At 42.5% G+C, this 20,306-nt stretch carries 19 protein-coding genes; 17 read left to right on the forward strand and 2 right to left on the reverse strand.

From position 1 onward, the window contains the following. Nucleotides 1–55: 55 nt before the first annotated feature. Nucleotides 56–1,051 (forward strand): siderophore ABC transporter substrate-binding protein, encoded by a 996-nt coding sequence (locus tag ACPW7N_RS20595; protein ID WP_425653115.1) that lies wholly within the window; start codon nucleotides 56–58, stop codon nucleotides 1,049–1,051. Between the two features lie 22 nt (nucleotides 1,052–1,073). Further along, complete coding sequence (locus ACPW7N_RS20600; RefSeq protein WP_425653116.1) at nucleotides 1,074–1,388, forward strand: antibiotic biosynthesis monooxygenase; 315 nt, start codon at nucleotides 1,074–1,076, stop codon at nucleotides 1,386–1,388. A gap of 65 nt (nucleotides 1,389–1,453) precedes the next feature. Here ACPW7N_RS20600 and ACPW7N_RS20605 read toward each other — a convergent pair whose 3' ends face one another. Together ACPW7N_RS20605 and ACPW7N_RS20610 are read right to left on the reverse strand one after the other, a co-directional pair. Beyond that, complete coding sequence (locus tag ACPW7N_RS20605) at nucleotides 1,454–1,975, reverse strand: DinB family protein (protein ID WP_425653117.1); 522 nt, start codon at nucleotides 1,973–1,975, stop codon at nucleotides 1,454–1,456. A gap of 40 nt (nucleotides 1,976–2,015) precedes the next feature. Next, complete coding sequence (locus ACPW7N_RS20610) at nucleotides 2,016–2,774, reverse strand: class I SAM-dependent methyltransferase (RefSeq protein ID WP_425653118.1); 759 nt, start codon at nucleotides 2,772–2,774, stop codon at nucleotides 2,016–2,018. A gap of 504 nt (nucleotides 2,775–3,278) precedes the next feature. Between ACPW7N_RS20610 and ACPW7N_RS20615 the strand changes: the two genes are divergently transcribed. The 15 genes from ACPW7N_RS20615 to ACPW7N_RS20685 all read left to right on the forward strand — a co-directional run bounded on the left by ACPW7N_RS20615 (nucleotide 3,279) and on the right by ACPW7N_RS20685 (nucleotide 20,218). Further along, nucleotides 3,279–3,479, forward strand: coding sequence for a cold-shock protein (locus ACPW7N_RS20615; protein ID WP_425653119.1), 201 nt, complete (start codon nucleotides 3,279–3,281; stop codon nucleotides 3,477–3,479). A gap of 214 nt (nucleotides 3,480–3,693) precedes the next feature. After that, nucleotides 3,694–6,756, forward strand: a complete 3,063-nt coding sequence (locus ACPW7N_RS20620) for an efflux RND transporter permease subunit (protein WP_425653121.1) — start codon at nucleotides 3,694–3,696, stop codon at nucleotides 6,754–6,756. After that, complete coding sequence (locus ACPW7N_RS20625; protein WP_425653122.1) at nucleotides 6,753–7,967, forward strand: efflux RND transporter periplasmic adaptor subunit; 1,215 nt, start codon at nucleotides 6,753–6,755, stop codon at nucleotides 7,965–7,967. Before ACPW7N_RS20620 ends, ACPW7N_RS20625 begins: the two co-directional genes overlap by 4 nt. 52 nt (nucleotides 7,968–8,019) lie before the next feature. Next, nucleotides 8,020–8,466 (forward strand): hypothetical protein, encoded by a 447-nt coding sequence (locus ACPW7N_RS20630; RefSeq protein WP_425653123.1) that lies wholly within the window; start codon nucleotides 8,020–8,022, stop codon nucleotides 8,464–8,466. A gap of 26 nt (nucleotides 8,467–8,492) precedes the next feature. Then, nucleotides 8,493–9,173: a response regulator transcription factor gene (locus ACPW7N_RS20635; protein ID WP_425653125.1), complete on the forward strand. Its 681-nt coding sequence runs from the start codon at nucleotides 8,493–8,495 to the stop codon at nucleotides 9,171–9,173. After that, nucleotides 9,170–10,567, forward strand: coding sequence for a sensor histidine kinase (locus tag ACPW7N_RS20640; RefSeq protein ID WP_425653126.1), 1,398 nt, complete (start codon nucleotides 9,170–9,172; stop codon nucleotides 10,565–10,567). The genes ACPW7N_RS20635 and ACPW7N_RS20640 overlap by 4 nt, the downstream gene beginning before the upstream one ends. A 129-nt stretch (nucleotides 10,568–10,696) precedes the next feature. Further along, nucleotides 10,697–12,226 carry a spore germination protein gene (locus ACPW7N_RS20645; RefSeq protein ID WP_425653127.1) on the forward strand — a complete coding sequence of 510 codons (1,530 nt, stop codon included), beginning with the start codon at nucleotides 10,697–10,699 and terminating at the stop codon, nucleotides 12,224–12,226. A gap of 3 nt (nucleotides 12,227–12,229) precedes the next feature. Then, nucleotides 12,230–13,336: a GerAB/ArcD/ProY family transporter gene (locus ACPW7N_RS20650; protein ID WP_425653129.1), complete on the forward strand. Its 1,107-nt coding sequence runs from the start codon at nucleotides 12,230–12,232 to the stop codon at nucleotides 13,334–13,336. Beyond that, nucleotides 13,329–14,546, forward strand: a complete 1,218-nt coding sequence (locus ACPW7N_RS20655) for a Ger(x)C family spore germination protein (RefSeq protein ID WP_425653131.1) — start codon at nucleotides 13,329–13,331, stop codon at nucleotides 14,544–14,546. Before ACPW7N_RS20650 ends, ACPW7N_RS20655 begins: the two co-directional genes overlap by 8 nt. A gap of 4 nt (nucleotides 14,547–14,550) precedes the next feature. Then, nucleotides 14,551–14,697 carry a hypothetical protein gene (locus ACPW7N_RS20660; protein WP_425653132.1) on the forward strand — a complete coding sequence of 49 codons (147 nt, stop codon included), beginning with the start codon at nucleotides 14,551–14,553 and terminating at the stop codon, nucleotides 14,695–14,697. A 69-nt stretch (nucleotides 14,698–14,766) separates the two neighbouring features. After that, nucleotides 14,767–15,801: a DUF3231 family protein gene (locus ACPW7N_RS20665; RefSeq protein WP_425653133.1), complete on the forward strand. Its 1,035-nt coding sequence runs from the start codon at nucleotides 14,767–14,769 to the stop codon at nucleotides 15,799–15,801. 84 nt (nucleotides 15,802–15,885) lie between these two features. Beyond that, a complete protein-coding gene (locus tag ACPW7N_RS20670; protein ID WP_425653134.1) occupies nucleotides 15,886–16,320 on the forward strand; it encodes an SRPBCC family protein in 435 nt (144 codons plus the stop codon). Further along, the gene (locus ACPW7N_RS20675) at nucleotides 16,320–16,652 is read left to right on the forward strand and encodes an ArsR/SmtB family transcription factor (protein ID WP_425653135.1); all 333 of its coding nucleotides are present in this window, start codon (nucleotides 16,320–16,322) and stop codon (nucleotides 16,650–16,652) included. The genes ACPW7N_RS20670 and ACPW7N_RS20675 overlap by 1 nt, the downstream gene beginning before the upstream one ends. 162 nt (nucleotides 16,653–16,814) lie before the next feature. Continuing rightward, nucleotides 16,815–17,450: a hypothetical protein gene (locus tag ACPW7N_RS20680; protein ID WP_425653136.1), complete on the forward strand. Its 636-nt coding sequence runs from the start codon at nucleotides 16,815–16,817 to the stop codon at nucleotides 17,448–17,450. A gap of 260 nt (nucleotides 17,451–17,710) precedes the next feature. Beyond that, the gene (locus ACPW7N_RS20685) at nucleotides 17,711–20,218 is read left to right on the forward strand and encodes a hypothetical protein (protein ID WP_425653137.1); all 2,508 of its coding nucleotides are present in this window, start codon (nucleotides 17,711–17,713) and stop codon (nucleotides 20,216–20,218) included. Nucleotides 20,219–20,306 lie beyond the last annotated feature (88 nt).

The following is a 20,306-nucleotide window of genomic DNA, read 5'->3' on the forward strand; positions in this document are numbered from 1 at the left end:
TGGTATTCCATCGGTTTAAATAAATGTACATAAATAAAGGGTAGAGGTGAATCAAATGAGAAACAGATTTACGTTCGTATTTGCGCTCATTCTCTTAGCTATGATTTCAGTAGCTTGCGGTGGAGGGAATGCAGCAAACAATAGTTCACAACCGGCAGCGACGAATGAACCAGCAGCAGCTCCTGCAACTTCCACGCCTGCTCCTGCCGAGACAGAACTAACTATTAAGCATAAACTGGGGGAGGCCAAGGTTAAGAAAAACCCACAAAAAGTGGTGGTTTTTGATTACGGGGTGTTGGATACGCTTGATGAAATGGGCGTGGAAGTGACGGCTGTTCCGCAAGCAACGCTTCCGTCCTATCTGGAAAAGTATAAAGATTCCAAGTATGTGAATGTCGGCAGCGTAGTCGAACCTGATTTTGAGAAAATCAGCAGTGTACAGCCGGACCTGATCTTAATTTCTGCCAGACAACAAAAAGCGTATGAAGAATTAAGCAAGATTGGTCCAACCATCTTCATGGGTCTGGACACAACCAAATACATAGAGTCCTACACAGAAAATGTGAACACACTGGCGAAAATTTTTGACAAACAATCAGTAGTAAATGAAGAGTTGGCGAAAGTGAACGATTCCATCAAAAAACTACATGAGAAAGCAGCAGCAACCAAGAAAAATGCTTTGATTATCTTGGCTAACGACGGAAATATCAGTGCTTATGGGCCAGGCTCACGTTTTGGTCTCATCCATGACGTATTTGGGTTTACACCGGTAGATGACAAGATAGAAGTGTCTACACATGGACAAAGCATTTCATTTGAATATATTGCAGAAAAGAACCCGGACTATCTGTTTGTCATTGACAGGGGAGCAGCAGTATCTGGCGGAACTCCTTCGGCCAAACAGTTGGTTGAAAATGAACTGGTGAAAAAGACGAAAGCATACGCCAATGGAGCGATTGTCTATCTTGATCCGAACTACTGGTATTTGTCTGGTGGCGGCTTGATCTCTGTTGCTGAAATGGTGAAAGAAGTGGAAGCAGGTTTGAAATAGGGTTGTGAAAGGATGAGTCTGCATGTTCATTGAAACCAAGACCATTTTGGTAAAGGAAGGCAACTCAGAAAAGATCGTCAGCCGATTCAGTGCAGAAGGCGACATCGAAAAGGCGGAAGGATTCATTGATTTAAGCATTCTCGTCAAGCAAGTCAAGCGCGGAGATGAAGAGGTAATCATTCTGGTTCGCTGGGAGTCAGAAGAAGCATGGAAGAACTGGGAAAAAAGCGAGCCTCATCTCGAAGGTCATCGCAGAAGCCGGGGAGTGCCAAAGCCGGAGTTTGTGATCAGTTCCCAACACAGTACGTATGAAGTAAAAGCAGTTAAAAGCGTTTAGCAGAAATACAAAAGAAAAGGACTGTACCCGCAGTCCTTTTCGTGTGCTTTGCCGTACATTTGCATTTATTTATGTCCCAACTGATGAAGCAGTTGAAAAATATGACCTCGATGATGAGCCTCATGCTCAATCAGATGATAGATGACCCATTCTGGAGTCACATCGTACTGGGGAAGCACCCGAGGCTTACGCCAATCTGTGATGTCCATTTGCTGAAAATGAGCAAGCAAAATGTTCCGAACGGTATCAAGGCGATGCCAATGCTGTTCCAGGCTTTCGCCTTCCACATAGACCAATGATTCATCTGCATTGCGGCAATCGAAGGGGAGAAGCTTGAGAATCTCAGGCGGAAATTCGGTTTCAAGCACTTCTACATAAAACCAATCAGCTTCAATTAGGGCAATGTGATATAAAAGGGTACCAATTGAATCTAGTCCATCCACTTTCATGTCGATGATTTGTTGGCTTACTCCTTGTAACCTGGTTTTGATCGTGCGGCGGACATCCTCCAGACCCCATAACCAACGACCAATTTCGGGCTCATATCCAGGCAGTGGAGCAATGATGTAAGATTTGCGTTCGGTCATTAATCAAGCCTCCTGTTTTCTTGCATTCTTTCATGGATTATTACTTTTTTCGTGCTTGAAGGAAAAAACGATGGGACTGAAACTGAATATATCCGTTTTCCTGAATCGTTTGATGAAATTTCTCCAATGGATCCCTGTACTTTTCTACGGTAAAGTCAGGTATTTGCCACAGGATGGCTTTGAGGTAGTAAATGATCGCACCGACATCATAGAAACGGGCATAAGGGAAAGCTTCTGCAGAGCGCTCAATAACGAAGCCAGCCTCTTCCAATTGAGCACAGGCTGACGCAAGATTCCACGTACTGTACATGTGTTCCGCATTTGCCCCCAAGGCGTCATTTAGCTGGATCATATCGAGACCACCAACCTGCTGGGTATAGAAGACCCCTTGAGGTTGCAAAATACGATTCACTTCGGATGGCGAGAATGATTCGTGTTTGTTAATAATCATTTCAAAATGACTCGAAGGTAGAGGGAGGTGTTCGTCGTCAATTACTTCATAAACCTGAACGTGAAGCGGTTCAAGTCGATTTTTCGCAATCGGAACATTGGGGGCATACCCTTCAGTAGCACAAGTTAGTGCTGGAAGTGGGATTAATTTGGCCAGATACTCACCACCGCCTGTTCCCATGTCCAGGAGTGAAGTGGTTTTCCTGAGATCGCCAAGAATTTCACTTGTGTAGCACCAGGACAACGGTTCACTCTGCATTCTGCCCGTATCAGTTATGTACGAAAAGTCCCAACCTTCGAAACTTCTGTTTGTTTCCGATAACAAGAGTTCAAATAATTCTTCTTTCATCTGGGTTGCTCCTTACAAAAAATGTTTATTGCCATTATATAACAGTATTTATCGCAAAGCGGATAACTTTATATTACTTTGTTTTGTGATAATTCAGAAAAAAACTAGAGCGAAATGGTAACCGAATCGTCATTTACAGGAAATAACTAGTTGATCAATCATAGGATAATCAAAACTGATAGCGAGATAGAGTAAAATTGAACGTTTATATTACCAGTTATTACCTCAGTTTTCAACATCCAAAAATCCTTCAAAACCTTGATATATCAACAAAAAGTGACAGCACATCAAGATGGTAATTTCTGTTTGACATATCATCTGTATTGTTGTATTCTAAATGGGCAGAGATTATCGTAAATCAATTAAATATAGTGTTTATCGGGAAAATAATTGACGTATTATAAAGATTATCAGCTCGATTTGATGTTCTTTATAATATGTTAATTTTCTATTTACGATGTAAATGTGATCAGCATATTAATAAATTTTTGGAGGTTTACGTACATGCAAACAGGAACAGTTAAATGGTTTAATGCAGAAAAAGGTTTTGGATTCATCTCTGTTGAAGGTGGAGACGATGTATTCGTACACTTCAGCGCAATCCAAGGCGAAGGTTTCAAATCTCTTGACGAAGGACAACGCGTTCAATTCAACGTTGTTCAAGGCAACCGTGGTCCTCAAGCTGAGAACGTTGTAAAATTGTAATCAACTGCAAAGAACGAACTGCTCTTCTAGAGCAGTTCTTTTTTTATTTTTACGAGAATCACCAGCCGCTTTCATGCTGGTGATTTTTTATTGTTTTCATGGATGTTGTCATTTGTTGTTCATCGTCCGTTCATATTGAGGGTTTACTATAGAGCAGCAAGATGATTGATGCAGTGTGTGATAAATTTCTGGCACTGGGGAGGGAGAAGTTCTAGTGCAGTGGTTAACTAATTTTTCAATAAAAAATCCTGCAGCAGTAATCATCGTCTCTTTACTAATCACACTCGGTGGATTCTATTCGTTAACGGTGATCAATATTGAAAGTGAACCTCAGGTCAAATTGGGGATTCTGACCATTTCCGCGTCTTATCAAAATGCATCAGCAAATGATGTTCTGGAGAATGTGACCAAACCTTTGGAAAAAGCTGTCCAGTCAGTAAGTGGTGTGAAATCATTTGTTTCCCATTCGCAGGAGAATTACTCACAACTGACTGTTTCACTTGAACCAAACGTCAATATGAATTTGATCCAGGATGAATTGGAAACAGTGGTTGCTCGTGTCAATTTACCGCTAACAGCGAGTCGCCCCGAAGTGAAGGCACGGACAATTGGCAGTGAACCGATGTATTTTCTGGCGATAAGTAACAAGGACAAGATACGCTCCAATGAAAAGTTTAACCAAATCGTAAATGATATCGTTCTGGATGAGTTAAGGAGGATTAATGGTGTAGAATCAATTGAAATTATTGGTTCGGAAGAAAAAATAGTTCGTATAAAACCGAGAGCAGAAGAACTTCTGCATTACAAGCTGACACCATCCGAGTTGAAACAGGTGATTGTCGGCCAACATGTTGCTGCTTCTGTGGGAAGTGTTTCCTCAAAGGACAATGACATGCTCGTTCGCATTGATAATGAGTTTAAGAATCTGGAACAAATCAAGATGACCAAAATTCCTTTGTTAGACAAAGGAAACCATATTCAAGGATATATTCAACTTCAAGATGTTGCCGAAATTGCCTGGAGTACGAACCGCTCATCAATCAGCAGATTGAATCAGAAATCGGCAGTTGCTTTGGAAATTTCCAAAGCCGCAGAAGGAAATATCGTCGAAATTAGTAAGCAGATTCATCAAAAACTGGATGATTTCCGTAAACATTATCCCGATCTGCAATTTGAAATTGTCTCTGACCGTTCTGATTTCGTAAAAGAATCGATAGGAGGCATGGTACAAGAAGGAATAATAGGCATTGTTTTGTCTGGAATGGCACTGTTTTTCTTCTTGCGACATGTGAAGTCCACGTTGATTGTGTTGGTTTCCATACCTCTCTCCATGCTTGTCAGTCTCACGGTTATGAATTATTACGGAATCAGTATCAACTTGATGAGTTTATTTGGAATGACGGTAGCTATCGGAAGGGTCGTAGATGACAATATTGTGGTCATCGAAAGCATCAACCGGCATGTTCAGAAATCACAAAGAAACAAGAAGGCTATCCAACAAGCTGTCAAGGAAGTTTCAGGAGCAATCACTTCCTCTACGCTAACCACTGTCGCAGTCTTCTTGCCTATTGCATTTGTCAGTGGGATATTGGGTGATTTTTTTAAGCCTTTTGCAGCTTCTGTCGTCTGTTCTTTGTTGGCTTCCTTGATAGTTGCAGTTACAGTGGTGCCCATGCTAGCAAGTGTTACCTTATTGCAAGATCGAGAGAACACACAAAGAGAAAGTCGCCTTTCAGCTATTTATACAAAGCTAATCACCTGGTCATTAGGACACAAGAGAATCATCGCAATTGTCACCATCGTGCTATTTATCGGAAGTATCAGCTTGGCTGTCAGAATGCCAAGTGGTTTTTTACCTGAACTTCGTACTGATCTGCTGTATATAAATGTGACCTTGCCAATCAATACCTCATTGGAAACAACAAGTGCCAAAGTAAAAACAATAGAAGAAATCATTCAGCGTGAACATGAAGTGCTCTATGTCCAAAGCAGAATCGGCGCAAATGCAGGGGAAGCCAAACAGTCACACATAGCAAACCTTACTGTCAAATTGAAGGCGGGTTCAGATGAAAACAACATAATGGTTCGTATTAGAAAACAGGTAGAGCCCTTACTCTCTCCAGATACCCTACTTACCATCAGAAAACCTGCATCTGGCGGCCAGGGAGGCTACCAGATCGAATTGTATGGAGCAACTCACACGGAATTAAAAAAAGCTGCAGAAATGGTAAAGGAAGCATTGGAGAAAAATCGACGCTTTGCAAACGTCAAGGAGAATACCGCAGATACAAAAGAACAATTGACGATAAAGGTTGATCGGGATCGTGCAGCGCAATGGGGATTGTCACCCGATCAGGTAGCAAAAGAAGTGACAGCAAGTCTTGGCAGCACCAAATTGACAAGCATTTGGTTAAATGATAAGGAGTTTGATCTTGTGTTTGGTTCAGGAGAATCAATTGCACTGGAACAAGTACCAAAGCTTTGGATTCATACACCAGCAGGGCAAGCCGTTTTATTGGATGAGATTGTATCTCTAAAAAAAGGGGAACAGCCATCACAATTATTGCGGAAAGACGGAAAACCATTTATTCAGATTACTGCCGATATTCTTGATGCTGACAAAGGCGGTGTCTCTCAGAAACAGACCAAAGAACTGCAGCAATTGAAGCTTCCAGCAGGGGTCACCATTCATTCGGAAGGATTGCAGGAAGATATACAGCAAGGATTTATAGGGATGTTTGCTGCAATGGGTGCGGCCGTTCTGCTGGTCTTCTTGGTTATGATTATTTCCTTTGGAAACCTGATTTCACCTCTTGCCATTCTGCTTTCTCTCCCACTTGCTTCAGTAGGTGGGGTGACGGGCTTGTGGTTGGTAAACGGAACACTGGATATGACCGTATTGATTGGTTTTCTGATGTTAATCGGGATTGTAGTAACCAATGCTATTGTTTTAGTTGATCGTGTTCAGCAACTTCTTGCGAGTGGTAAACCTGTCCGTGAAGCACTTCTGGAAGCGAGCAGTTCACGCCTTCGGCCAATCATCATGACAGCTATCGCAACGATTGCAGCCATGCTTCCGCTAGCACTTGGTTTTTCAGAAGGCAGCTTGCTTTCCAAAGGACTTTCCACTGTTGTCATTGGTGGATTGCTCACGTCTACTTTGCTGACTCTGATTGTTGTTCCGGTTGGTTATGAATGGCTCTATCGCTTGAACAAATCATTTCGCACCCGGGAACATGCTGCTTTTCAAACCATGTCAGGGGGCTATGAGATATGAAGAAAAAACTGATTAAATCTTTCTTCTGCTTATTTTTGTGCTTTGGTTTATATGGATGCTCTTCCCAAGATACCTCTATTGAAGAAATAAACACATTATCACAACCCGTTTCTGTCAGTGTCATGGAAGCCAAAGAAGGCATTCTCGCAGACAACCAGACACTGATCGGCGAAATTTCAGCCGAATCAACAGGAAAGGTCTTTCCCCAGGTAGGAGGGACCATTGTGAAACTGTACAAAAAGAAGGGTGAGTCTGTAAAAAGAGGAGAAATCATCGGAGAGATAGATAATAGCGAGCAAAAGCTGGCGTTACGGCAAGCGCAAAGCAAGCTAGATGAAGCAAAAGCACGACTGGCACAAGCCAGATCACCCCAAACAGTTGATACCGGCATCTCTTCTTCCACACTTGCGAATCAGTCGTTAGAAAGTGCGAGAAAGAGTTATGAACGGATCAAAAAACTGGTTCAGGAAGGAGCTTTGCCAGCAGCACAGCTTGATACCGCTGAGGCTGACTGGTTGCGTGCCCAAAGTGCATTTCGAGCAGCAACCATTTCTGATGCAAAGGATGAATCAGGTATTACGATCACCTCCAGCGGTGTTTCTGAGGCAATGATCGCACTCGAAAAGGCAGAAAACGCTCTACAAAATACAAAAATCCCTGCACCCATTGACGGAGTGATTAATCAACTGTCTGTGGTTGTAGGAGACACAGTAAACTTGCAGACCTCAATTGCAGAAATTATTGATCTGGATTCTGTGATTGTCAATGCACAGGTTCCTGAAAAAGACCTTCCGCAATTTATGGAAGGGGAAAAAATAGAGGTTTATATACCAACTTTGCAAAGAAAAACGGAGGGGGTTGTTCTATTCGCTGGATTTTCAGCCTCTCCAGAGACAAAACTGTTTCCGATTGAAATACGTCTTGCTAATCCTGATCATTCACTTCGTTTGGGAATGAGGGCGGATATAAAAGGAAATGGTCGAAAAGGTACAAGGGGTGTGCTCCTGCCAATTGAATCAATCGTCGATGAAGATGGCAAATCTTGTGTCTATGTGGTTAAAGGGACAACGGCTTATAAACGGGAAGTTGAGGTGCTTGAAGGCAACACTTCAGAAGTTCTCATCAGAGATGGAGTTGCTGCTGGAGAACAAATTGTAGTACGTGGGCATTCTGATCTTTTTGATCAGGCCAGTGTGAAGATCAACCAATAGCAAAACGGTTATACATCGAGATGTTTTTTTCACAGAAAGGGGAACCTATTTTATGTACGCAGGATTGTTGTTTACGCATGTCATTAGTTTATCTGTTTGGTTGGGTGCACTAGTAGTTCTCGTCGTCTTTATCCGAAGTGCAAACCAGTCAGGGGTTTTGCAACAACTAGGCACAGTAGTATTTACAGGAGGAATCATGAGAGTTATGCAAGGAGCAGCTCTTGCCGTTCTCCTTTCAGGTATCGGAATGCTCGTATCAATGGGGATGATTGGTAACAGTAAGCCACTTTGGTTAAAGCTGATGGAAGACGGAGGCGGGCTGATTGCTTTACTATTTGTCATCCTGATAACATGGATGATGAGAATCCTGAGCAAAACAAGTGATAGTGAAAGAGAATGTAAGTTGAAACAACTGTTGAATACCTTCTCAAAGATTGCCATTGCTTTTATATTGCTCATTTCTTCCATTGTTTTCATCGTTTGCTTGAGATTTACCTGAGGTACAGGAAAGCAAGGGGGATTATGGTGAAGGTTAGTATACTGATCGCCGATGACGATTCACATATTCTTGAGCTTCTGCGATTCTATTTGAGTAAAGAGGGGTATCATGTGTTATCTGCCACCGATGGAGACCAGGCTCTGGCTATTCTGGAGAGTGAGCAAATTCATCTTGCAGTAATTGATGTGATGATGCCAGGCAAAACAGGATTGGACATCTGTGGCGAGATTCGGGCACATTATGATATTCCTGTTATTTTGCTCACTGCCAAAGGAGAAGTAAGGGATAAGGAAAAGGGTTTCTTGTCAGGGACAGATGATTATGTAACCAAACCATTTGAACCATCTGAATTGTTGTTTCGCATCAAGGCGCTTCTCAGAAGATATCAGATGGTAAGCAAGCAGGTTATCACTTTTAATCAAACGGTAATTGACCGAAACAGCTATGTAGTTAAAGTTGGAGATGAAATCATTCACTTGCCTTTAAAAGAATTTGAGTTGTTATCACATCTGGCGAGCTTTCCTGATCGGTTGTTTACGAGAGATCAGCTTCTAGAACAAATTTGGGGGATGGATTTCGAAGGGGACAGTCGTACTATTGATGTTCATATCAAGCGACTTCGTGAGAGATTTGCGGATAAATCGGATGATTTTGTGATTACCACTGTACGGGGATTGGGCTATAAACTGGAGGTAAGTGGTTCATGAAGTCCTTATATGTGCGTATGGTTCTTGCCCTCATTTCCATTGTGTTTGTCAGCGGAGTGTTCAGCTTTCTCTTGTCCAATTGGTACTACCAGCAAAACTTGAAGGAATATAATGAAAAAAAGATTGCCCGGATTGGCAATGAAATCGTCCAAATGTATGAAAAGAATCCTGCCACTGATTTGCACATGTATTTAACACAGATAGGAAATATGAATTTTCAACTCTATCTTGTGGATCGAGAGGGCCATGCCACATCATTTGGCGGCCCTTTTCGAGAGGATGTAATTAGTCCAGAGATTATCAAGAGGGTGCTTTCTGGCCATGTGTACCGAGGAATTACCGAAGAAAAACATGGATTGTTCGTTACCGGTTTTTTTGAGAATACGTTAAAAAACAGTATCGGCTTGCCCATTCAAGCGCAAGGGCAAACCTACGCTCTCTTCGTCAGACCAAATATTGAGCAACAGTTTGGAGAAGTGCATATTATATTTACCCTTTTATTTTATACGACCTTTTTTCTCAGTATCATTTTAATTCTTGTTTTTACAAGATATATTGTCAAACCTATAAAAAGCTTGACAAAAGCGACGAAAAAACTGGCTGAGGGGAATTACGATATTAAACTGGATATTTCACGGCGAGATGAACTGGGCAATCTGGCAAACTACTTCACTCAGATGACGGAATCGCTAAAACAACTGGAAGAGATGAGGCAAGAGTTTGTCTCCAATGTTTCGCATGAAATTCAATCACCGCTTACATCCATTCAAGGGTTCTCGCAAGCAATCCGATCAGGTGGCGTGACGGACGAAGAGAGGGAAGCGTACCTTGCCATTATCGAACAGGAGAGCAGGAGACTTTCATCACTGAGCAAGCAATTGCTGACTCTGGCTTCTCTGGAAAAAGAGACAAATTTGTATGAGCCCGTTCGTTATCGGTTGGATGAACAAATTCGACAAGTATTGGTGATTCTTGAGCCCCAGTGGAGAGAAAAGAACTTGAAGATCGAATTGGATCTTCCTGAAACCTATCTATTTGCAGACCCTCACCTTGTCAACCAGGTGTGGATCAATTTGGTCACCAACAGTATTAAGTTTACTGACGCTAATGGCTCTCTTTTTATCGGGATTGAGGTTGACAAGGCAATCACTGTAACTGTGAAAGACACAGGAATCGGTATTTCTTCGAACGATTTGCCGCAAATATTCGACCGGTTCTATAAAGGAGACAAATCACGCAACAAGCGACCGGGCAGTGGACTAGGTCTGGCGATTGTAAAGGAGATTATCAATCGGTCAAAAGGCAGTATCGAGGTAAGCAGTAGCGAAGGCAAAGGTACCTGTTTTTGTGTGCACTTTCCTTTCCTGCAAAAAGATGATAGAGCAAGGATATGAATGGATTTCGGAAAGCCTCTGAAAAGAGGCTTTTTTTGGTATGAGTTTGTTCGATTGGTAAATTTTATTGAGTACGATCATGGAGATTAGTAAATAATAGCAAGGATCATTTCTGAGGGGGTTCTTGACTTGGTTCGTCTATTCTTTCAGAAAAAGAAGAAATCTAAATCTTCCTCGGAAACTCCACTGTCTCTTGATCTCCAGCAAAATATCAATCAAATCAAAACCATTCTCGGTTCGCCCCGTGACTTAATTATCAGGGAAATTTTGTTAAATGGTAGTCTGTCATGTGCTGTGGTTTGTATCGATGGCTTGGTAGATAAACAAACGATCAATGAGATGGTATTGAAAAATATTGAGATGAAACATTTCGAAGTCGATAGGGAAGAAAAGCCAGACGCTAGCGTTATTCTGACCCAAATTAAAAATGAAGTTCTCTCCATCTGTGAAGTAAAGCAGACCATGTACATGGAAGAACTCTTGTTTGCTCTCTTGTCCGGAGACACGCTGCTTCTTCTCGACCAATCTGATCAGGCTTTGCTCATGGGAGTTCAGAAGTTTCCAACTCGTAATGTCGAGGAGCCACTGTCAGAAGGTCTTGTTCGTGGCCCTCGGGATGGCTTTGTGGAAAATATCCGTGTCAATACGGTTCTCATTCGCAGACGGATCCGAGATACTCATCTTCGCTTTGATTCTTTCACTGTAGGACGACGGGCCAAGAAAGAACTGATCATTGCCTACATAGAAGGAGTCGTTCATCCTGCACTGGTTGAGGAAGTAAAAAGACGAGTAGCGACCATTGATATTGATGAGGTGGAAGAATCCGGATATGTAGAACAATGGATTGAAGACAGCACGTTATCCCCGTTTCCTCAAATCCAGAATACCGAGAGACCAGATCGGGTTGCCTCGTCATTGGTTCAGGGAAGAGTTGCCATTTTTCTCGATGGGACTCCATTCGTGCTCATTGCACCAGTTACGTTAGGTATGATGTTTCATTCACCGGAGGACTTTTATCTTCGTTGGTATATGGGTACTCTTGCACGAATTTTACGTTATATTTCTGCTGCAATAGCCGTTTTTCTTCCCGCTTTATATATAGCACTCGCTTCTTATCATCCAGGAATGATCCCTTCCGATTTAGCTTTTTCCATTGCCGGTGCAAGAGAAGGGGTACCTTTCCCTGCGTTCGTGGAATCGATCATGATGATCGGTACAATGGAGTTGTTGCAAGAGGCAGGTATACGGTTGCCTAAGCCGATCGGACAAACCGTCAGTATCGTCGGAGGTTTGGTCATCGGCGAGGCTGCTGTTTCTGCAGGTATTGTCAGTCCTGTCATGGTTATCATTGTTTCCGTTACTGCAATTGCAACATTTACACTGCCTTCCTATAATTTCGCTATTTCCCTTCGAATCATCCGTTTTGGAGTGATGTTTGCAGCAGCCATGTTCGGACTGTTTGGGATCGTACTGTTTTATATCATGATTAACATTCATCTGGTTAATCTTCATAGTTTCGGAATTCCCTATACGACACCTTTTGCTCCGGGACTATTACAGGATTGGAAAGATCTCGTTGTACGAGCACCCATTACGTTGCTTTCCAAACGACCGAAAATGATGCAGCCATTAGATGAAAAACGGATAGAAAAGGGGTAAACGATGAAAAGATTTGAATATGCTGACGCAATTATTAGCAAAAAAGAACTTTATATCAGTATTTCCTCGATGGTAATCGGTGTTGGTATCCTAACTCTACCACGGACAATTGCCACAGATATAGAATCTTCTGATGGCTGGATATCCATTTTAACAGGGGGGGTGATTGCACTGATTTTTGCCTGGCTGTTGGCAAAATTAGCGGCACGATTTCCCCGAATGACGTTTTTCGAGTATACAAGTAAGATTGTTTCCAAACCGGTATCGTATGTCCTTACTTTCTTGATGAGCGCCTATCTCTTATTGTTTGTTTCCTATGAGATACGCTCCGTTGGAATTATAGCGAAGCAGTATTTGTTTGATATCACACCCGTTGAAGTGATTACTTTCGTATTTTTACTTGTCTTGATTTATGCAGTATCAGGACCAAGTATCGGGATCATACGGCTAAACGTGTTATTCTTCCCAATCGTTCTTTTGATTGTCATTTTTGTTTTGATATTTACGATTCAATTAATAGAGAAGGAAAACTTGCAACCGATGTTCATTACAGGAGTAAAGCCGATTTTGTCTGGAATAAAGGATTCCGTTTTTTCTTTTCTGGGATTTGAAATCGTTTTGTTTTATACAGCACTTATGAAGCGACCACAAGATGCACCGAAAGCAGCAATGATTGGATTATCAATACCAATTCTCTTATATACGATTATTTATTTGTTCACGGTTGGGGTATTTTCATCTTTTGGAACGAAAAATTTAGTCTTCCCCACAATTGAATTAGCCAAAGAAGTGGAATTGCCTGGAGCTTTTTTAGAGCGGGTGGATTCCATCTTCTTTACTGTCTGGATCATGACGATCTTCAATACATCATCGATGGCGTACGACTTGTCTGTCATGTTGATTCGCTCCATACTTCCACAGTGCAAGAAAATCACCCTCATTTCTGTTTTGGCATTCATTTCTTATGTTTTGTCCATGCTGCCACAAAACTTTAACCAATTATCTTCCTTTGGCGAAATCATCAGCATCTCAGGTGTGGTAATTGGTCTACTAATGCCAATGATTCTCTTAGTAATAGCAATACTTCGCGGGGTAAAGGCAAATGCGTAAATTTCTGTTAGTCCTTTTAATTGTCTCTTTGACGTTGGTTGCAACAGGATGCTGGGATCAGGTGGAAATTGATGAGCGAGGGTTCGTTATTGGTGTTGCGATTGATCTTCCCAAATCAAAAGAATTGAAAGAAAAGGCGAAGAGAGAAGCTCCTGACAAACCACACGGCAAGCATCGGTTTGTAGTGACGCAGCAATTTGTTATTCCAGGAGCATTAACGCAAAATACTGCAAATAAAACCGATCAGGCATTTTTGAATATTACGTCGGAAGGTGGAACCATGTTTGAGGTTACTCGGGAACTCGCAACGAGAACGAGTCGCTCTCCGTTTTTTCAACATCTTAAGGTTCTTGTAATCTCTGAGGATGTTGCTCGCAAAAAATATGCATTCGGTGACACTCTTGATTTTTTCATTCGTGATCAGGAAATGCGGCGCAGCACAAAAGTGTTGATATCCAAGGGTAATGCGAGAAGTACAATTGAAATCAACCCAAAGAATGAAAAGTTGCCCGTTATGTACATTGATTCAATTGTACGAAATTCAAAAAAAAGTGCCAGAATGTTGAAGGAGACGAGAGTCGGCGATGTGCATGAATATCTTCTGAGTGGGGAGAGTTTTGTTATTCCGAGAATTATTGCTGACACCAAGGAAGTCAAAGTGGCTGGTGGAGCTGTTTTTAATGGGTCAGATCATCGAATGGTCGGTTTTCTCGGAGAGGAGGAGACAGAGGGGCTGAATTTTATTCGTGGCAATATCACTGGAGGGTTATTAAAGGTTGGTGTATATGATAACCTGGTTATTTTTGAGATTCAGGAATCAAAACAAAAGATCAAAGCAAATGTGAAAGACATCAATCAAATGGAGATTGTTATTTCCATCGATGCAGAGGGAAATCTTGTAGAGTCATTCGAACGTATCGATTTTCTTCGTGAGGATGTCAGCTCGAAATTGGAAAAGAAGATTGCAGAAGAAATAGAGCGGTTGGCAAATGATGCCATTCGTAAGTCTCAAAAAGAGTTCAAAATAGATTTTCTTGGTCTGGGTAAGTACGTATATCAGCATCATTACAAACTCTGGAAAACGATCAAAAATGATTGGGATCAGGGAAGAAACTATTTCACAAAATGTAAAATACGAGTTGAAGCAAAGGTAAAGCTTAGGCAGACTGGCGGTATCATCAATAAATCAGAACGTTTGCGAAGCGGGTGATAGTATGTGGAAAACGATCTCGGGATTTTTGCCGTCGAAGCTTATTTTATTTATCGCCATCCTCTCATTTCTTGTTCCGCTTATCTGTTACAAAATCAATCAAAAGTTACACAAGCTGATCGATCCTCCCTGGAAGAAGAGCAAGCCATAACTCTTTTTCAATATTTCTAAAAACGTTTGGAGAAACTACCATAAGTGTTTTATTTTTGGAGGTGCAACCATGCAGGAAAATAAGCAGATCAAATTAACATCAGCAGAAATCTCACAGCTTTGGTCTATGTATATGAATGACAGTGCTGCTTTTCCGATACTCACTTACTTTTTGAACAAAGTGGAAGACAGGGAGATAAAATCACTATTAGAGTCGAGTGTACAAATATGTCAACTTCATCTTCAAAAGTTCGCAGAATTTTTTAAAGGGGAAGGAATTCCTGTTCCACATGGATTTACAATCGAAAAAGATGTAGATTTGCATGCACCCAAACTGTTCTCAGATACTTACGTTTTAAACTTTTTACATCATTTGCTTAAAGTAGGCCTGCATGCGCAAAGTATCAATTTATCGGTTGCAACGAGGAAAGACGTTTCAACCTTTTTTGCAGATTGCATAATCCGGGATATCGAGTTGTATGAGAGGATCAAGGATGCTTTACTGTCAAAAGGGTTGTATATCCGGGCACCGCATATTCCTGCACCGAAGCAGGTTGATTTTGTGAAAGATCAAGGATTCTTAACAGGATTCTTTGGCGAAAAAAGACCACTTACGGTTACGGAAATCACTCCTTTATATACAAACCTAATCAGAAATGCTTTAGGTGTTGCTACTATGATCGGATTTAGCCAAGTTTCACAGGACCGGGAAGTCACTCAATTTTTATTAAGAGGCAGAGACATTGCCAAAAAGCATTGTGACATTTTTGGCTCAGCCTTAAAAGAGAGTTATCTTCCTGTACCGATGACCTGGGATTCTGAAGTTACCGAAACAACGCAGCGTGTTTTTTCTGACAAGTTGATGATGCATGTTACAACTGCTTTAATCGGCGTGAGCATTCAGTATTATGGTCTTGCGATCACGATGAGTCCGAGAAGAGACTTAGGCCAAATGTACAATAGACTCATAGCGGAGATTCAATTATTTGCGGAGGATGGAGCAAATCTCATGATTAAGCATGGATGGTTAGAAGAGGCACCAAAAGCACCAGACAGAAATGAATTAGCAAATGAAAAAAGGGAGACAGAAATCTATGCACTTTAAAGATTGACATAAAACCAAAAGGTTTCATATAATCAAAAGCGAAACCAAATGGTTTTACTTTAAGGGCAAGAAGGAGAATACATCATGGAAACAAATAACGCGAATACAATTCAGGACATCAAGCAAACGGCAACTTTCAATGCGCCTATCCAAAAAGTATGGGAAGCCGTATCCTCTTCAGAAGGCATTGCATCCTGGTTTATGCCGAATGATTTTCAGCCGGTTGTCGGTCATGAATTCCATATCCAATCACCTTTTGGACCGTCACCTTGCAAAGTATTGGAAATTGAAGCTCCTCATCGTCTCAGCTTTGCGTGGGACACAGATGGTTGGATTGTAACCTTTCAATTGAAGGAAGTAGGAAATCAAACGGAGTTTACGGTTGTTCATGCCGGATGGAAGCAGCCGGGAGAAATGGTTCCAAAAGCAAAAGAAGATGCATCTGTCATTCGTGACCGCATGAACTTTGGATGGCAGTCTCTTGTTAATGACAAGCTTCGCAAAGTAGTTGAGGAATAATGTCGGCATTACAAAAACATGATGTTTTTCAAGCGATAGCCGATCCTACACGAAGAGAGATTCTGAAATTACTATCACAACAAGATTTGCCTATATCCGAGCTGACTTCCCATTTCCCGATGAGCCGTACCGCTATTGCAAAGCATCTGCACATTCTTGCAGAGGCAGAGTTGGTCAGTGGACAGAAGGTAGGGAGAGAAAAGCGTTTTCGGTTGCATCCCGAACCGCTCGCTGAATTACAAGAGTGGTTGTCCTATTACGAACAGTTTTGGAATAACAAGTTATCCATGCTGCGATTTGTGGTGGAATCCAAGGGGCAGGATGGGGGATAACTAAAGAAGACACTATCAGGTGTCTTTTTTTATTTTACCATTTCAGTCTTCAAAAATAAGAAGAGAAAACACATCGCCCGATTATTACGATTCAAGAGTATGGCTGATGGCATTCAACAAATTGCTTTCATACTATTGAAGTAATTCGCGTACGAATCGGAGGTGGCTTCTATTATAAATTTCACCCGTCAATTTTTCATAGATAAGAATGATTTGGCGTCGGTTGGTACAAACCCTTACTTCATCCTACAACCAGGATATCAGCTTGTATTAAAAGGAGAAGAAGAAGGAAATAAAATCAAGGTAATTATCACCGTACTAAATCAAACCAAAATGATTAATGGGGTAAAAACAAGAATTGTAGAAGAAAAAGAATTTCAAAATGGACGAATTGTTGAGATTTCTAGGAATTTCTTTGCTATTTCCAAAACAAATAACAGCGTATTTTACTTCGGTGAAGATGTCGATATTTTTAATGAACAGGGCAAAATCGTCAGTCACGAAGGGTCCTGGCGTGCCGGAAGAAACGGCGCAAAAGCAGGACTAATCATGCCAGGAATCCCGCTAAATGGCGCAAAATACTTTCAAGAACAGGCAACGGGTGTCGCTTTGGATCGTTCTGAAATAATCACTGTGACCGCTACCATTCAAATACCGAAAGGGACATTCCGTAATGTTCTGAAAATAAGAGAAACTACACCATTGGAACCTGGCGTAATAGATTTCAAGTTTTATGCTCGGGGAATCGGATTAATCAAAGATGGGCCGGTGTCATTGGTGAAACGTTGTTTTATATAAATAAGGAATATATATTCGAGACGCCACTACATTTGTAGGCGTCTTTTTTCTTTGCAATTGAATGGGTAGAGTACTTTGCGATAAAAACAAATTGGGCACTTCAATCAGAACTTCATTGGCATTTGCCTAATATCATAATCAAAAGCCTAGGCTATACGGAATGTATGTTCGTAGATGTAGCTAAAGCTTATGTGTATATTGCCTCGCGTATGGCGTGGTCGACGTACTTCAGAATCATTAGGTAGACTGGAGGACTCATCATGTTTTTTGAATTTCAGCTTTCTTCCCAGATATTCGGACGCATTGTCAGGAACCGAATCAGGGCAATTCAGCCCTGTATTGACCAAGAGTTCGACTTTGAAGGAGCAAAGTTTGTCATCGACCACATCGATGTACCAGATGTGACCACTGTGCAGAAGCAGTCGAATCCCACCCAGATCGTGTGGATTTTATTTCCACGAAATTATACCTTTTTCACTGTCCCTTACTTGCAAGTCAAACAAGCGTTGACCGTACGATTAGTGAATAACATTGATCTCGTGCAGAACGGGCCCAATCCAAGCCAACTACAAGAGTTTACTGTCTTTCCAGTTTTCAATGTATGGGTAGAGGTTATGTCACCTCGGGTTGGACAAGGCGGGCCCATCCAACTTCAGTATAAGTTAGACCATATCGACTATGGAACGTTGAGTGACTTGCTGCCCCCTGCAATCAAGTCACAAATCGAAGCTGTTTTTGCCAGTTATCGTTTAGCTCCTACACAGATCGATCTGTCGCCATTGTCCAGAATATTGAACCGTCCGGTGACTGCCATCAATGCTGGAATTACGACTAACAGCGGGGGGGATTTCGTTGCTTTGCGTGTGGAGATCCGTCCTGACGAAGACCTGAGACCTGAATTCTTTACTCAGGATCCAGTGAACCTGTTAAACGGAGGCAGCTGGGCGATGCTTGCGGACGCACGTATTTTCCAAGAAGAAGCAACTAACAAGATCAGAAAGGGTCTGGCTAACGTAGCGAAGTTCAAGCTGAGGAGGGGGCCGTCGGTATCTTGGGATCCCAGAGGTCCCGCTCTGGATATCAGCTTCGGAGGTGAGCTGATAGATGCCTGCCCTTTTTTCATAGACGATATTGACATGGACGTTGAAGCCAAGATCCGTGCGGTTTTATCAGTTCCGATGACAAATGTATTGAGGACACACTATCACATCGATGCTGCTGCGTCAGACATAGTAGAAGAGGTTGCATGTGCGGTGACTGCTGCTTTACTGTGGCCAGGCGTTGGGGCGATTTTGTTCGATCGTGACAAGATCGACTTGCCGAAATTCCTGCTTGGTGCGCTGATTGGTCCACTAATTCGGCTCATTGCCGCCATCTTTACAATTGAGACGCAAGGATTGGAGGATGACATTTCTAGGGATCTCGGGAGCAACTGCAAAAAGCAAAACGACGAGAATTATGAATGCGATGACAATATAAATCTTACCCTATCTGGTCTCGGCGGACGCCTAAATCTCATGACGATCCGAGGGGTTCCCCAGGGTCCCGTCCTTGGTGGTGTCGTAGTAAACCAACGCGAATTGCCTCCAGGGGGAATCATTAGCGTGGATGTCATCCCATTCGAATGGACAGTTGAGGGCAGATGTCGTTCGGGCTTCTCCATCGTAAACAAGGCCACTATCCTAGTTGCTGTACAACCCCCAGTCGCCCTCTGTTCAGCGAGGATTATTGACGATCCGCTGGATGAATTCACGCTGACGATTGGTAACAATGAGGTTACCATTCGACCCAAGTTCAAGCCGGAGTACGTGAATAACCCTTATCCTTGCCATGTTCGCTTAATTACCACAAGAGGGGTACGGACAATCACGATTCCACCGCCACAAGCGATAACAGGCCAAGAAGCTCGTGAGCTGGAAAGAGAAAGGGTGGTGGCAATTGCCTCTTGCTATAGATGGGAGCGACCAATCACGCCGAGACAGGAGATTGAGTGGCTCATCGACCCGCCCTTCCGAATCAGACGCTTCCTTCAACTCTGGCAGGTGGTGGTAAACAACCTCCGATCGATCGATCAAATTCGGGTGATTGACAGGGAGGGTAGGAGGATACTGTCCGCTCTACCTTCGTGGTCTGGAGTGGCGCATCTGGCCCTCATTCGTGAAGGGGAGAGTGCACCTTCGGAGTTGTTGCTTGAGCTTGAAGGCGTAAGCGATGAGAACCAAAAGCCACTGGAATTGGCTGTACAACAGGTTCTGTACGTTCATCGAGCATCTGTTTCTGCACCCAGAGGTTTACGTAACCTTTCATTCGAGAGGGAAGGTGGTAGACATCTGCTAGTCCATACTTCACCTTACGAGGAACGCCGATGGGATGTCAGCACCCCAATAGCACCAGTGCTAATGAGCGTCATGGCCAACAGCGGACGGGTCGATTCGGAAATGGCGGTTATGCACAGTGGCAAGCAAGTCACCTCTTCCGTGACACCGAGAGTATCGGAAATGCTAAAGAGAGTTCGCCCGCAACTGAAGGAGATCAACACGATCGGCAACCCTAAAGTTGGAGGATTCAAGGAAACCTTGTATTTGGGATCGAAGCAAGGAGGTTCGCTGTTCGACCTCTCCGACCCGCTGAAACCTCGTGAAATCCAAACCTTCTATAGTAAGCCCTGGTTCGAGCGCACGGCGCTTTCAGATCGTTTACTTGCCAGATATGATCCAGAAAGAGGAATGATTGACATATTTGAAGCAATTGCATCTCGAACCATTTAGTGTTTTATCAACAATTTATGCACGAACAGACTATCTTCCCAAAGGATAGAATAACTTAAGCTCGCCTTGGATGGCGGGCTCTTTCTCG

It is taken from the genome of Brevibacillus nigriterrae (genome assembly GCF_049846925.1).
Lineage (GTDB): Bacteria > Bacillota > Bacilli > Brevibacillales > Brevibacillaceae > Brevibacillus_H.

What these genes read in the sequence shown, in the direction of transcription:
- ACPW7N_RS20595 (WP_425653115.1), top strand. Translation starts at nt 56, where the DNA reads ATGAGAAACAGATTTACGTTCGTATTTGCGCTCATTCTCTTAGCTATG.
- ACPW7N_RS20600 (WP_425653116.1), top strand. Translation starts at nt 1,074, where the DNA reads ATGTTCATTGAAACCAAGACCATTTTGGTAAAGGAAGGCAACTCAGAA.
- ACPW7N_RS20605 (WP_425653117.1), bottom strand. Translation starts at nt 1,975, where the DNA reads ATGACCGAACGCAAATCTTACATCATTGCTCCACTGCCTGGATATGAG.
- ACPW7N_RS20610 (WP_425653118.1), bottom strand. Translation starts at nt 2,774, where the DNA reads ATGAAAGAAGAATTATTTGAACTCTTGTTATCGGAAACAAACAGAAGT.
- ACPW7N_RS20615 (WP_425653119.1), top strand. Translation starts at nt 3,279, where the DNA reads ATGCAAACAGGAACAGTTAAATGGTTTAATGCAGAAAAAGGTTTTGGA.
- ACPW7N_RS20625 (WP_425653122.1), top strand. Translation starts at nt 6,753, where the DNA reads ATGAAGAAAAAACTGATTAAATCTTTCTTCTGCTTATTTTTGTGCTTT.
- ACPW7N_RS20630 (WP_425653123.1), top strand. Translation starts at nt 8,020, where the DNA reads ATGTACGCAGGATTGTTGTTTACGCATGTCATTAGTTTATCTGTTTGG.
- ACPW7N_RS20640 (WP_425653126.1), top strand. Translation starts at nt 9,170, where the DNA reads ATGAAGTCCTTATATGTGCGTATGGTTCTTGCCCTCATTTCCATTGTG.
- ACPW7N_RS20650 (WP_425653129.1), top strand. Translation starts at nt 12,230, where the DNA reads ATGAAAAGATTTGAATATGCTGACGCAATTATTAGCAAAAAAGAACTT.
- ACPW7N_RS20655 (WP_425653131.1), top strand. Translation starts at nt 13,329, where the DNA reads ATGCGTAAATTTCTGTTAGTCCTTTTAATTGTCTCTTTGACGTTGGTT.
- ACPW7N_RS20660 (WP_425653132.1), top strand. Translation starts at nt 14,551, where the DNA reads ATGTGGAAAACGATCTCGGGATTTTTGCCGTCGAAGCTTATTTTATTT.
- ACPW7N_RS20665 (WP_425653133.1), top strand. Translation starts at nt 14,767, where the DNA reads ATGCAGGAAAATAAGCAGATCAAATTAACATCAGCAGAAATCTCACAG.
- ACPW7N_RS20670 (WP_425653134.1), top strand. Translation starts at nt 15,886, where the DNA reads ATGGAAACAAATAACGCGAATACAATTCAGGACATCAAGCAAACGGCA.
- ACPW7N_RS20675 (WP_425653135.1), top strand. Translation starts at nt 16,320, where the DNA reads ATGTCGGCATTACAAAAACATGATGTTTTTCAAGCGATAGCCGATCCT.
- ACPW7N_RS20685 (WP_425653137.1), top strand. Translation starts at nt 17,711, where the DNA reads ATGTTTTTTGAATTTCAGCTTTCTTCCCAGATATTCGGACGCATTGTC.